9 protein-coding genes and 1 pseudogene are annotated in these 13816 nt (G+C 43.4%); 3 read left to right on the top strand and 7 right to left on the bottom strand.

Translation table 11 applies throughout. The annotated features are described in order from the left end of the window. Together AC5590_RS17685 and AC5590_RS17680 are read right to left on the bottom strand one after the other, a co-directional pair. The coding region (locus AC5590_RS17685) for a tetratricopeptide repeat protein (protein WP_169264828.1) at positions 1–1975 on the bottom strand (1975 nt) is incomplete at its 3' end. A gap of 60 nt (positions 1976–2035) precedes the next feature. Continuing rightward, positions 2036–2413 (bottom strand): hypothetical protein, encoded by a 378-nt coding sequence (locus tag AC5590_RS17680; RefSeq protein WP_169264827.1) that lies wholly within the window; start codon positions 2411–2413, stop codon positions 2036–2038. Between the two features lie 548 nt (positions 2414–2961). Here AC5590_RS17680 and ilvA point away from each other — a divergent pair. Next, positions 2962–4473 carry a threonine ammonia-lyase, biosynthetic gene (gene ilvA / locus AC5590_RS17675; protein WP_169264826.1) on the top strand — a complete coding sequence of 504 codons (1512 nt, stop codon included), beginning with the start codon at positions 2962–2964 and terminating at the stop codon, positions 4471–4473. A 253-nt stretch (positions 4474–4726) separates the two neighbouring features. Then, positions 4727–5833 carry an SMP-30/gluconolactonase/LRE family protein gene (locus AC5590_RS17670; RefSeq protein WP_211178414.1) on the top strand — a complete coding sequence of 369 codons (1107 nt, stop codon included), beginning with the start codon at positions 4727–4729 and terminating at the stop codon, positions 5831–5833. A gap of 85 nt (positions 5834–5918) precedes the next feature. Here the strand turns inward: AC5590_RS17670 and crtO are convergent, their stop codons facing one another. The 5 genes and pseudogenes from crtO to AC5590_RS17645 form a co-directional block, all read right to left on the bottom strand. Continuing rightward, positions 5919–7616 (bottom strand): beta-carotene ketolase CrtO, encoded by a 1698-nt coding sequence (gene crtO, locus AC5590_RS17665; protein ID WP_169264825.1) that lies wholly within the window; start codon positions 7614–7616, stop codon positions 5919–5921. A gap of 201 nt (positions 7617–7817) precedes the next feature. Beyond that, positions 7818–9077, bottom strand: a complete 1260-nt coding sequence (locus AC5590_RS17660; RefSeq protein WP_169264824.1) for an MFS transporter — start codon at positions 9075–9077, stop codon at positions 7818–7820. Positions 9078–9262: 185 nt separating this feature from the next. Beyond that, positions 9263–10000 (bottom strand): annotated as a pseudogene (locus tag AC5590_RS17655) (LmeA family phospholipid-binding protein). Between the two features lie 412 nt (positions 10001–10412). Further along, positions 10413–11117: a class I SAM-dependent methyltransferase gene (locus tag AC5590_RS17650; protein WP_169264823.1), complete on the bottom strand. Its 705-nt coding sequence runs from the start codon at positions 11115–11117 to the stop codon at positions 10413–10415. Positions 11118–11206: 89 nt separating this feature from the next. Next, positions 11207–12166 (bottom strand): hypothetical protein, encoded by a 960-nt coding sequence (locus tag AC5590_RS17645; RefSeq protein ID WP_169264822.1) that lies wholly within the window; start codon positions 12164–12166, stop codon positions 11207–11209. Positions 12167–12349: 183 nt separating this feature from the next. Between AC5590_RS17645 and AC5590_RS17640 the strand changes: the two genes are divergently transcribed. Next, complete coding sequence (locus AC5590_RS17640) at positions 12350–13807, top strand: sensor histidine kinase (RefSeq protein WP_169264821.1); 1458 nt, start codon at positions 12350–12352, stop codon at positions 13805–13807. Positions 13808–13816: the final 9 nt, after the last annotated feature.

The raw sequence follows: 13816 nt of genomic DNA, 5'->3' as shown, positions 1-13816 counted from the left end.
CAGCTTCTGCGTATCTTCCTTGGGAACGGTAGAGTTCTGCCAGGTTATTGAGGCTAGTGGCGACAGAGGGATGTTCTTCTCCCAGCAGGCGTCGCGTGAGTTCCAATGCTTGTTTGTACAACGGTTCAGCTTCTGCGTATCTTCCTTGGGAACGGTAGAGTTCTGCCAGGTTATTGAGGCTTTGTGCGATATCGGGATGTTCATCTCCCAGCAGGCGTCGCCTTAGTTCCAAAGCTTGTAGGTACAAAAGTTTAGCTTCTGCGTATCTTCCTTGGGAAGAGTAGAGTCCCGCCAGGTTGCCGAGGCTAGTTGCGACGGAGGGATGTTCATCTCCCAGCAGGCGTCGCGATAGTTCCAATGCTTGTTGCAACAAAGGTTCAGCTTCTGCGTATTTTCCTTGGGAGTTGTAGAGTTCTGCCAGGTTGTTGAGGCTGAGTGCGACATGAGGATGTTCATCTCCCAGTAAGCGTCGGTATAGTTCCAATGCTTGTTGGAACAAAGGTTTAGCTTCTGCGTATCTTCCTTGGGAGTTGTAGAGTAACGCCAGGTTGTTGAGGCTACTTGCGACAGAGGAATGTTCATCTCCCAGGAGGCGTCGCGTTAGTTCCAATGCTTGTTGGAACAAAGGTTCAGCTTCTGTGTATCTTCCTTGGGAGTTGTAGAGTAACCCCAGGCTGCTGAGGCTAGTTGCGACAGAGGGATGTTCTTCTCCCAAGCGCTTTTTTGTAACTTCTAAACACTGCTCATACCAAGGTTCTGCTTGATCATACAATCCCTGACTATTGTAGAATGAGGCATTACCGAGGAAAGCCCAGATCAAATCCTCATCGCTGACATATTCAATAAGATTGTTGGCGACTTCTGCTATATGAGGTATGACGGGAGAGATAGCGGTAATTTGTTCACGAGTCAGAGTTTGAGGAATCTCTTTGGCGACTGCTATCATTGCTGTGGCAAAAGCATATTGAAGATTCCCCCAAGTTGCCAGAAAAGCTGGGGCTTTAAGATTCGCTTGAAAAAATTCCCTCAGCAGTGGATGCAATTGATAAATTCCCTTTTCCTTACGCTGTAGCAAATGCAAATTCAGCAGCTTATCATCCCGACTTTCTTCTAACTCTTCTGCATCTACATCGGCTAAGCAAAATTCTATCAACTGCCAAGGTATCGGTGCAGGTGCAAATAAACTCAGCAAACACGCCAGCTGCTTATCCGTGTTGTTTAATTCCTGCCAACTCAACTCAAAGGCGGCTTGCACACCCAGTTGTGCTGTCATGTCGTCTTCTGACTTCACAAGGGCTGGTTGTTCTAATCTCTTTTTCTCCAACCTCCGCAACATATCTTCTAGGGACAAATCTTCTTTCCGTGCGAGATACCGCCCGACTAATTCTAACCCCAAGGGCAAATATCCCAGCCATGCACACAAAGATTCTGCTTGTGCAATTTCTTCATCAACCCGTTCTGCACCAACGAGTGTTCGTAATAACTCCAGCGCCGCTTCTGGTTGCAGCACACCTAATGATAATTTCGGAATTTGCCCAAAGTGTGCTCTTGTTGTCATCAACACCTTAAACCGGGAAGATGATGGTGGGAGATACGGCTTAATTTCTTTGTATTTCGCCACATCATCCAGCACAAGCAGCACTTCACGTTCACGCCATCGCCGCCAGCAGTATGCGACTTGCGCGAGTAAATCAAAATCCGGCGATATTTCTGGTGGGTTTAAGTCAAGGTGAGTACGCGCAAACTGCACCAACTGCACTCCCACATCCGCAGCTTTCGGAAGTAACCAACAAATTCCACCTTGGTAAGCTTCGCGGTGAGTGTTTGCATATTGAAGCGCCAGTTCGGTTTTCCCTACTCCACCCATACCAGAAATGGCGGCTATTGCTACGCAGTCATTTTTCTGCAAGAGTTGATGGAGGTGTTGCAGTTCTTCTTCACGTCCGACGAACTTTGTCGCCCCACTTAAGGGCAAATTCTGCGGTATTCCAGTAGGGGGATTTAACTTTGTCCGTTCCCATTCGGACGACTGCAGTCAGAAATTAAAAGTATTGCCAGAAATACTATTAGTTCCGCCTTTAACGTTTATGCCTTGCCAATTTTCAATAATTGTTTTTGTCAATTGAGGTTGTGCTTCATTTGCCACAGCTGAGACTGCTTGAGCAATTTCAGAGTCTTTTTTTGCCGCTTTCTCGACTTGTTGTCCAATGAGAGAAGCTTTACCATAATCTAAAGGTTGCTTTTGAGCTAATTCTATAGTCTTTGCCGTGTCAGGTTCTTTACGCTTGAGAAGTAATAACAATTTCTCGCCTTCGTTCCAAGCCTTTTCCCCGATGATTTCACCTGTTTTTTCAAAACTTTTAGTGATGACTAAGGTGGCGATCGCCGCTGCTGTGAGTGTTGCAGGTTCCATAAACTAGCCCCGAAACCAAGATGACATTTAGTTATATCTACCACTTTATCTTGGAAGATTTCGGAAAATGACTAATAGGTTTGGAACCTCACCCTGCCCTGTCGGGCATCCCTCTCCTTGTTAAGGAGAGGGAAAGATTTTAGCGTAGCTAAAAGCGAGGGTGAGGTTCATAATTCGGAATATTTTTTATAAAAATCTGCTTTTTGTGGTATAAAAACCGTGCAAAAAGCAGATTTTGTTTCATAGGAAGGTCTTAGTGCAAGTTTTTCCAAACCACAAGTAACTACACCGTGGATAAGTACAGTTCCTGATATCGCAATCCTCTTTTTTTAGACCTTTATTAATGGTGATGCGTACTTAGTTTTCCCTTACACCCCTACAACGCCAGGTGCTTCAAGTCGGGAAACCCGCCCAACGCACTGGCTCCCCTTACCCCCTTACACCCTCCCACAACTGCTGGATCTCGTTGCGTAACTCCTGTATGTCATGCTGACAAGTTTGGCGGTAAAATTATCATCCATCCGGCATTTACCAACCTGTTGACGCCCATGCTTTGCGACTACCTTGTACAAATCCTGACTGCCCGCGTGTACGATGTTGCTCAAGAAACGCCCTTGGATTATGCTCCCAATCTATCCGCACGACTGAATAATAAACTCCTACTCAAGCGGGAAGATATGCAGTCAGTCTTTTCCTTTAAGCTGCGGGGTGCTTATAACAAGATGGCGCAACTACCGCCGGATTTACTGGTACAAGGTGTGATTGCTGCATCTGCGGGAAACCATGCCCAGGGCGTTGCTCTTGCTGCCCGTCACATCGGAACACGAGCAATTATTGTTATGCCGGTAACCACACCTCAGGTGAAGATAGATGCAGTCAGAGCTAGAGGTGGGGAGGTAGTATTGCATGGAGATACTTACGATGATGCCTATGCCTTAGCCCGTCAACTAGAGGCAGAAAAAGGTATGACTTTTATTCATCCCTTTGATGATCCGTATGTGATTGCTGGGCAGGGAACAATTGGGATGGAAATTCTGCGACAATATCAGCAACCCATCGACGCTATTTTTGTGGCGATTGGTGGAGGTGGACTGATTTCTGGGATTGCAGCATATGTGAAACGGTTGCGTCCTGAAATTAAAATTATTGGTGTTGAACCAGTGGATGCTGATGCTATGCATCAATCGCTGAAAGCAGGGAAGCGGGTGCGCTTACCTCAAGTAGGCTTATTTGCTGATGGGGTAGCAGTGCGGGAAGTCGGAGAAGAAACTTTCCGTTTGTGTCAGGAGTATGTGGATGACATCATTTTAGTTGATACAGATCATACTTGTGCTGCGATTAAAGACGTGTTTGAGGATACACGCTCGATTTTGGAACCAGCAGGTGCATTGGCGATCGCCGCTGCAAAAGCCTATGTCGAACGAGAACAAATCCAGGGACAAACGTTAATCGCCGTTGCCTGCGGTGCTAACATGAACTTTGATCGCCTCCGCTTTGTTGCTGAACGAGCAGAATTAGGTGAACGCCGCGAAGCCATTTTTGCTGTTGCGATTCCTGAAGAACGGGGCAGTCTTCGCAAGTTTTGTGAATGTATTGGCAGACGCAATCTAACTGAATTTAGCTATCGCATTGCTGGTGATAAAGAAGCACATATTTTTGTGGGAGTGCAAATTCAAAACCGTGCTGATGCAGCAAAGATGGTTAAAACCTTTGAAGCTAATGGGTTCAAAACCATAGACTTAACCGATGACGAACTGACAAAATTGCACTTGCGGCACATGGTTGGTGGACACTCTCACCTTGCTAAGAATGAGTTGCTCTACCGTTTTGAGTTTCCTGAACGTCCCGGTGCATTGATGAAATTCGTCAGTTCCATGAGTCCCGATTGGAATATCAGCCTCTTTCATTACCGCAACAATGGGGCAGATTACGGGCGAATTGTCGTGGGAATGCAGGTATCTCCCCACGAAATGGAGCAATGGCGAGCATTTCTTGATACGCTTGGTTACCGCTACTGGGATGAAAGCCAGAACCCAGCATACAAGTTGTTTTTGGGATAAGGCGATGCTCATCCTAAGTACACCACGCCCCATAACTAAGGGTTGAATATTAGAACTGTAATCTACTAAAATTAGATGAATCACAGGTAAAATTAACGAAAAATTATCTTAAATATTGTGTAAATAATCGCAAGGGAGTATTGCTATTTAAAAATTAGAAATAGGAGTATATTCGTGGTTTTGTAAGTACTTATTAACATTTAGATTGCTTGTTAATAAAAGGACAATAAACGTATCTGTAACATTGCAAATTATGAACAAGCTCACTTCATTTGTTCTATCAGCACTTTTGTTTAGTGGTGGTTTGACACAATTGACACAAGCATCCGCTAACAACAAAAAATGGCATACCAATCAGATTAGCATTACGCATATGGAAGATTTGTCGCCGGTTGACACTAAGGCTCCCACTATTGCTGGCAGAATTGTCCGCTATGATTCCCGTATTAACAGTATTGTTCCCGCTAATGCCAAATTAGAAAAATTGGCGGATGGATTTCGCTGGGCAGAAGGTCCCCTGTGGAATCGAAACGAGAATTATCTGCTGTTTTCGGATGTGCAAACCAATAAAATCTACAAATGGGAACCGGGGAAAGGGATCTCGACTTATTTGAGTCCCAGTGGATATACGGGGGACACTCCCTTTAACGGACTAGAACCCGGTTCTAATGGGTTAACCTTTGATAGCCAGGGGAGACTGGTGCTGTGTGAACATGGCGATCGTCGCGTTGCTCGGTTAGAGGACAGAGAGAACAACATCAAAACTACTCTGGCAGATCGGTATGACAATAAACGGTTGAACAGTCCCAATGACCTGGTTTACAAATCTAATGGGGACCTGTACTTTACCGATCCCCCCTATGGTTTGCCAACCCAAAGATTTGATGATCCACAGAAGGAACTCCCGTTCAGTGGCGTTTACCGCCTATCGTCCGATGGCAAGTTAACGCTATTGACTGATGAGATTCGTTCTCCCAATGGCATTGCATTTTCTCCAGATGAAAAGATTCTCTATATCGCCGATTCAACCACTAAACAATCGAGATGGCTGGCATACGACGTCGCACCGGACGGCACGCTTCAAAATGGTCGCACGTTTGCGGATGCCTGGAGATGGGAACGCAACCGCAAGGGTTTTGCCGATGGAATCAAGGTTGATCAGGCAGGTAATGTGTACGCTGCTGCACCCGAGGCAGTTTTCATTTTTGCTCCCGATGGGACGCTTCTGGGGAGTATTGAAACGGGTGATAAAACAAGCAATTTAGCCTGGGGAGAAGATGGTCACAGCCTCTTTATTACAGCCAACACAGCCATCTATCGCATTCGCTTGACTGCCACAGGCAAGGGATACGGGACTTAAGCAACTGGCACAAAGGGCGGGCGTGGCACAATCCCGCCCCACGGTAATTCAAATTACACCAAACACATATAAACGTCTGGATGTTTTAGTTGTTAATCTTAAACACAGATTCAACTGTTGATTTAATCGAATCCCCTGCGTCCTTTAGCCTTTGTACTATTGGCTGCTTACTCTGCAAAAAGACTCGCGCACAGTTGCGTCCTGGCATTCCTGAAATAGAACCGCCGGGATGAGTGCCTGCACCTGTCAAATACAAACCCGAAATAGGTGTTTGGTAGTTGGCAATCTCTGGCAAGGGACGGAAAAATACCATCTGATCTAAAGTCATATCAATATGGTAATAATTTCCTTTATACGCGCCTAATCTTTCTCCTAGTTCCGCTGGACTTTCCACACCACGGGCGATAATTGCGTCCTTCACATTTGGTGCGTAGTCTGCAAGCTTATCAATCACCTTGTCTGCGACTTTGTTTTTTAATTCATCAGTCCACCCTGTACCATTTAAACCAGTACCTTCTGCACCTGCGACTTGATACGGACAGAAAAACTCAATCCATGCGGTATGCTTACCAGGAGGTGCCATTGATGGATCTAGCACTGTTGGCACAACGACATACATTGAGGGGTCAGAATCTGGAATTTCTCCTAAACTACATCTGCTATGAGCCTGTTCTACATGAGTAACAGAATCTGCTATTAAAATAGACCCAATCAGGTATTCGTCCTTGTGTTCGTGGTGTTCAAACCGCAGTGGTTCGTTTAAAGCCAAGTCTATCTTGAGGATAGTTTCGTTGTTGTTGACAATGCGGCGTTCTAATCTTTCCCGTAAACCTGGATCAGCAGCATTTACATCGCTGGTATCCATTAATTGTAAAAATACACGCTTGGCATCAATGTTTGAAATCACTGCGTGCTTAGCACGGTATTCTATGCCATTAGCTACCCGCACACCAACAGCACGATTATCGTCAATCAAAATTTTCTTAACCTGCTGGTCTGTGAGGATAACGCCGCCTTTACTTGTCACCAAGTTTACCAAAGCTTGCGTTAATGCACCAGTACCGCCACGCGGTCTAGTCATCCCTGGATTATGACGCATTGCCATCATAATTGCACCAATACCAAGGGTTTTTTGGGAGGGAGGTGCACCAAGTTCTGATGCAAGTCTTGCCAGAGGTGCTTTGAGAAATTCTGAATCAAACCACTCGTTGACAATATCCTCACCGCTGGTTAGCATATTGCGAATAAAGTCCAGAGCCTTATTGGTAGAACCAATTACCGAAAATAAATCTTTCAGCTTTGTAATGTCGTAGTTGCCAAGAATATCTAAGACAGATTTGGGCGGTGCATTAAATATCGGAATCATTGCACCAATCGCCCGCTGCCAGTATTGTGTAAATTCTAGATATTTTTTGGCATCGCGTTCATTGTAACGCGCAATTTCGGCACTCGTTTTTTCTACTGATTTATGAGCTAAAAAATACTTGCCATCCGGATGCGGACAGAAAACAACAGGATCGCACTCCAGATATTGCAAACCGTATTTTTCCAGCTCTAATTCTTGTACAACTGGTCCTAGATGAATAAACTCGTGGTCAATAGCACACAAGTTAAACTTAAATCCAGGAGCTTCTTGTGGTAAATATTCTTCTGTTGTTGCTCCACCACCAGGAATAGGACGTTTTTCCAATAGTAGCACACTATAGCCAGCCTTGAGCAAATAAGCGGCACAAACTAAGCCGTTGTGTCCTGCTCCGATAATGACAACATCATACTCTTGCATAAATGAAAATTTGTGCCTATATGTTCCTTTACGAGGTTACAAATTATGACATCTAATTCCATCATTCGCCAGTTATAGAAATGAGAGAATAGAAACAAATTGGCTAACCACTAATTGTAAGAAAGAGGAGACAATTAGTAATTAGCTGTTGTATAATGTGCCCTATACTTTTACGATAGATCGTTATTCATAGAGTTTTTCTCAAGACTCGCTTGAAACCAAAGATTGTGCTTTGTGTGAACCTTTGGTTTCTGGTACCAACATCCAGAAAATAACAGTAGCAACAGCGGCGATCGCAGCCAAGCCCAAAAAAGCAGTATTGTAGCCAGCCTTTTCCACAACAAACCCAGCTATCAGATTACTCAGACCAGCACCTATACCAATAGCAGTATTTAATGCTCCTTGTGTGATATTAAACCGACCTGTGCCCTTAGTTAAATCCGCAACCATGAGTACAGAAAGTACTCCGAAAATACCGCCAGCAACTCCATCTAAAATCTGTACAGAAACCAAAAAATAAGGATTATCCGTTAGAGTATAAAGTACACCACGAATTGGCAACACAGCAAAGGCAAGCAAAAAGACAGGTTTTCTGGCAGTATGGGCCAAACGACCAGCCAAACTAGCAGAAGGAATCATCACCAACTGAGCTACGATGATGCAAGCTGACATATAAAGTGTAGCTCCTGTAGCTTTGCCTTCTGAGAGTCTTTGACCGACGAGTGGTAACATCGCCGCATTGGCAAAGTGAAACAGAATTACTGCAAGACAAAATAAAAGTATGCGGCGATCGCTAAACAACTGCATAAACCCAGAGACTTGATGCCCCTCTTTTTCTGGAGTGTCCTCATCCTCTGCTGCAGCCCCACGCGCTAATTCATGGTCAATTTCCTTTTCACGAATCCTCGAAACGGCGACTGCACTAGCCCCCGCCATTGCTGCAACCAGAAAAAAGATGCCTTTGCGAGTAATAAAATGACCTGCCACACCAGCCAAAACTGCTGCAAGTACATTACCCCCATGATTAAACGCCTCATTGCGACCAACTCGGCGATCAAATTTATTATGTCCTACTAGTCCTAAACTAATAGCGGCGATCGCCGGTGGAAACACAGCCGCTGCTAAACCAATTAAAATTTGACCACCAATAACTACCGGAAAACTCGGTAACAGTGCTATTACAATACAACCAATAGATACAAGCGTCGCACCCGCCACAATCAACATTCGTTTTTGACGCAATCTATCTACCAACCCACCTGCTGGTGTCTGTGCAATGACTGTTGCAACAGTTGAAGCGGACATTGCAATTCCAATATCGGCTGGATGCCAATTTTCTGAAGCTTTCAAAAAAATAGCTAAATATGGACCAACGCCATCACGTACATCTGATAGAAAAAGATTTAAGAAATCGAGTGCTTTTAAACTTTTCTGACTTGGTTCTCTACTTTTTTCATCCATAAATATAACTCGAGCAAACCAATCTTATTTCATCATTGAAATTTAGAGCTGTCTATATCTCTAAAAGTACACTTTTAGGTCTATTTTCCTATGCAGCAGTTAAGCAGATACAGCATATGCAAAGGTATTTACTTTTTACAACTTAGTTGATGTACGTCTTTTTCTGAATCAAAACTTCAAAAATATCAGAAGGATGGAATTGTTTTTAAACGAGCATCTACCAAAAGTATCATAATCTCTTTTTGTATTTCCATTTTTCTGATTTGTAACACGACATTTTCATATTTAAAACTTGGTAATTTTACCAATTCTTTCACTTTTTGCATTAACGCAACAACGACTTCAAGTGAAATTCCTTCTCCTTGAGTGCAGTTAAAATATTCTAAAATGATAGGTTTTTCGTCGGTACGTGGGGAATATTGTGCTGTAAAACTTAATGGACGAGTATTTCCATCCTCTGTTAATGTCACTTTTAACGCCACTGTCATTTTGTTATCCTCTAGTAGCTTCATTTGTATCTCCTCTGGATATAAAGATACAGTTTTACCATCGGCATTAAACTTAAAAGTTGGCATCTTGCTACGGATAAACTCGGAAATCATAGCACGGTTAATATCTTTTTCTGTCATGACAACACGAGTAGTGATATTAACTGGTTCATTCAGTTCAACTTGACCAAAGAGAACACTGAATGGATTAACTGCGACGTTATCTATTTGCAGCTTGATTTCCTGTATGCGAATATCTTGTTTGACCAGTCCCTGACCTTAAACAGAAACTCCATCTACCATACCCTGCAATAATTTCAGGAAATCAGTTTGTATATCTACGTCTATTTTGTCTGCTGTATCTAGCTGTTTAGAAAGTTGCTTCTCAGCTTCGCGGGAAAGCATTTTTTCTTCTATACGTTGATCTTCTGACATGAGTGAATGATTTCCTAGTATGGTGTCACTGCTTAATTCTGACGCCAACAACTGAGGAGTGTATCTACATCAGGATATAGAAGATATAAAAAAGCTGAATTTGCTAATTTTCGCTTAGGAGTTGCATTTGTCATCTGACATCAAATTGATATATTAGGAAGCCTGTTTGATTTTGTGAATTGATAAAGTGGAGGTATGCAAGGCTTAACACTTAACAGAAAATGTACCTAATTTTGTCAAAATTAAATATGAGTTCTATAGCAATCCGTCCAGAAGTTGTGAAATTACTCGTTGAGGTAGGAAACACTTAATAGAGAAGAATAATATACAAATGTACTTTCTTCTTTTTACAAGTGAAAGATTACTAATATATTTTTTACCTCAAAAGTTTAAAAAAACTATAATTTTATACTTATTTAGCTTCAGTTTCTACCAGATAATTATGATTGATAAATTCGATTCTAAATCGCCTGACGGGTGGTACTTCATTATCAAAGTAGTCTTCTAAAGGAGAGATAGCATTTAACCCAACAGCATCCTCGGAAAGTTCTGTTTTCGTAAGTGGCCATGGCATTGTACCAGGTGGATTTTCTTCATCGCGTCCACGTGCAACAATTAGTAACCTACCTTGCGGTCGAACAAAACTAGCTATTTTTTCTAGTGCAGATGTACGAATGTCAGGAGGTAAAACTTGTAAAGTATATGCTTCAATAACAAGATCAAACGACTGATTCCACTCAGTTGGAGGTTTAAGTAAATCTGCCGCAACATACTTCACTGATGATAATGGAAAGCGTTGCTGACACCACTTGATAGCCGTCAAAGAAATATCAAACGCAACTACATGACAACCAAGTTCAGCAAATTTTTCTGCATCATCTCCAAGTCCACATCCAACTACAAGAACTTGTAAACCCTGGAAAAAAGACGGTGCTTTTTTATCAATCCAAGCTAGTATATTCGGATTTGGCTTCATATCAGCCCAAGGAATTACATAAGGATTCTCATTAGCAGCTAAATATAGTGCTTCAAACCAACCTAAAGGATCACCACAATCAATGTAAATTTTCGCGAACTGTCTAGCGCTGTTTCTTGTTTCTGAAGGTTGATTATTCATGATGAGCTTAGGTTGGTACAAATCAAGTTAACGATGTTTTGGCAGTCATTAGTCATTTTCCTGGCGTCTTTTGGATTCCTTAACTTTTTTTAAGGAGCAACACCCACACTACGTTCATTCACCTTTAACGTAGTAGCTTTAATAACTTCCCCGTATTTATTGCGAGTACCAAAACCCTGCACTTGTACTTTGTCACCAACTTGAGCCGTATCAACAAGTTGATTGCCAATATGAGGTGGAAACTTCACTTGTACTCCTGAAGAGAGAATCACGCCATTGATTTCTCCTCGATGTCCAACCAACCATTTTTGGGCTTTTCCTTCGGCTGATAAACTGCTGTAATCAGTGGGAGTTGGTGCTGGGGGGGGTGCGTCAGCAATTGCTTTGTTTGTGATTGTCTGTTGGGTTTGACGATTCGTGATTTCCCTTGCTTTGATTTCTTGTCCAAAGGATGTGGACACGCCGGTTTTACCTGTGACGCTAATCTCAGTTCCTAGACTGACTTGTGCAACTAAATTTCTGTTCAGGTGTGGTGGAACTTTCACTTGCAGTCCATTGTTGAGCAATAACCCATCCACTCTACCTTCAGGGTTGAGGAGGTATTGCTGAATTTTACCTGTCAATGTGGTTGCATTATTGTCTAGAGGAACTGGTGGTGAATCTGGGGGCTGTGAAGTACTTGCAGTTAGCTGGTTAGCATTGCGAGGATTTGGTTGTACTGCATTGATTTCAGATGAGGTTGCACTCCAAGCTGGATTTCTAGTCATCGCAGTGTAAGCCCAGATACTACTGAGAGCAATCGCCACCCCCACAGCCCCACTACCAAGCATCAGCCGCAGCTTATCCCTTTGCGTCTGGTCTTCCATCTGTTTTGCCTGCATCAATTTTAATGCTTCCTGAAGAGCTTCTGGTGAAATATTTGCTTCTGCTGCTGCCTGCATCAATTCTGCAGTTGAGTAATCTTGATGTCGCTGCGCCTGCAACTTAGCAGCAAGAGCAAATGCATCAGCAGCCGTTTGACTAGATATACGATCATTGGGATGATTCATGGTAAAGTCTCCGTGAATAGATCAGAAGTGATTGTCAGGCATATATCTGCTACACAATGCCTGGTTCACAATTATGTTGTGCAAAAATCGTGCCAAAGATACAGGCTAGATGCATTTGAGTAAGGCAGGATAAGATATGTGACACTATTGACACAGATCACCCTTCAATGAACCCAATCTTTAATGAAACTCCGACGCTGGACATTGCGGCAACAGCTAACTATTTTAAGTATTCTATTTCTAGGTTTAAGCGGGGTGGCACTATTGCTGTTAGTGCAACTGTTTGAAAGTTTTGAAGGCGCAGTGGTGGCTCGTAATCAGCAAGAACTTGCCAGAGCCAACACGCATTTAATCAAACTGTTTTGGGAATCAGGTCTTTTTGAGATGGGAGTTCCCAAACGAAAAATAAATAGACCTTTACAAGAGCTTTCCACTGAAGTACTAGCGAACTTTGGGCGAGTTGAAGGTGGCTTTTACCTGTTAGAGCGAGATCAACTTCTGGGCTATGCTTATCCCACACACGGTGCACCTGTGCCCAAAAGCGATATTCCACCAGCAGAACGAGACACAATTCTCCAACTGGCACGACAGGCGACAAGTCAAGGATTGCCCCAAGAATTGGTGCTGCGTCCTAAGCTAGACGTTGTGCTGGTGCGCGCAGATCCTCTGTCAGCCTGGGGGGCAGTATGGACAATGAAACGGATACCTCGCACAAAAGACAGCCAGCAAAAAATTTTTAGCGTACCAGTTGTCTTGGGAATTTTGGTGGTGGGTTTTTGGACTTTTGCCATTGCGCTTCAGTTACAGTGGGGTGTGCAACGGCTACAACAAAGCATTAAGGCAATGGAAGCGAATCAGGCAAATGAAATTCCACCCCTACCTGCTGAGATGGGAATGTTGGGAGCGGCTATCAACACAATGCAAGCCCGTCGTCAAGAGTTGGAGCAGCGTTTGCATCGTGTAGAACGACTGGCTTCACTAGGACAGCTAGTCGCCGGTGTTGCTCACGAAATCCGCAATCCCCTTGCTAGTATGCGTCTCAATTTACAGTACACTGACCGTCAACTGCGAAAGCAAGGCTTAACCACATTGCCTATTGATAGTCTGCTAGAACAAGTAGACCGTCTGGAGCATCTTGTACAGAGACTGTTATATTTTGACAAAAATCAGCAGCAGGAAGCTTTAGTTCTGACATCCTTAGAAGAAATTGTCTTGGAATCCGTCTCGCTGTTGCGTCTCAAAGCCGAAGAACAAGGAGTAGATTTAGTCTACCAAACTCCCACTCACCCAATACCAGAAACTCCCTTGCGTCGCCGCGAACTCGGACAAGTGATGGTCAATTTGATTCTCAATGCCATTCAAGCTAGCCCTGAAGGACAACAAGTAACCGTGGGAGTGGAAAAGGAATCAGACGTTAAAAATCAGCAAAAAGATCGTTACTTTGTCGCTTGGGTAGAAGACAAAGGAGCAGGTTTACCACCACAAGAGCAAGAACGTATTTTTGATCCATTCTATTCCACCAAACCAGAAGGAACAGGACTGGGACTCTCAATCAGTCATGAGATTGTAACTCGACATGGGGGATACATCCAAGTGGAATCATCTCCAGGAAAAACACGATTTAGTATTTATTTACCTTAAAACTTACGC

Origin of the sequence: Brasilonema octagenarum UFV-OR1 (assembly GCF_963888615.1) — a bacterium.
Taxonomy (GTDB): domain Bacteria; phylum Cyanobacteriota; class Cyanobacteriia; order Cyanobacteriales; family Nostocaceae; genus Brasilonema; species Brasilonema sennae.
This window is presented reverse-complemented; position numbering and strand designations above follow the sequence as displayed.

Excerpts from the sequence above, each read along its gene's own strand:
- AC5590_RS17640 (WP_169264821.1), top strand. The coding sequence starts at position 12,350 with ATGAAACTCCGACGCTGGACATTGCGGCAACAGCTAACTATTTTAAGT.
- AC5590_RS17645 (WP_169264822.1), bottom strand. The coding sequence starts at position 12,166 with ATGAATCATCCCAATGATCGTATATCTAGTCAAACGGCTGCTGATGCA.
- ilvA (WP_169264826.1), top strand. The coding sequence starts at position 2,962 with ATGCTTTGCGACTACCTTGTACAAATCCTGACTGCCCGCGTGTACGAT.
- crtO (WP_169264825.1), bottom strand. The coding sequence starts at position 7,616 with ATGCAAGAGTATGATGTTGTCATTATCGGAGCAGGACACAACGGCTTA.
- AC5590_RS17660 (WP_169264824.1), bottom strand. The coding sequence starts at position 9,077 with ATGGATGAAAAAAGTAGAGAACCAAGTCAGAAAAGTTTAAAAGCACTC.
- AC5590_RS17650 (WP_169264823.1), bottom strand. The coding sequence starts at position 11,117 with ATGAATAATCAACCTTCAGAAACAAGAAACAGCGCTAGACAGTTCGCG.
- AC5590_RS17680 (WP_169264827.1), bottom strand. The coding sequence starts at position 2,413 with ATGGAACCTGCAACACTCACAGCAGCGGCGATCGCCACCTTAGTCATC.
- AC5590_RS17670 (WP_211178414.1), top strand. The coding sequence starts at position 4,727 with ATGAACAAGCTCACTTCATTTGTTCTATCAGCACTTTTGTTTAGTGGT.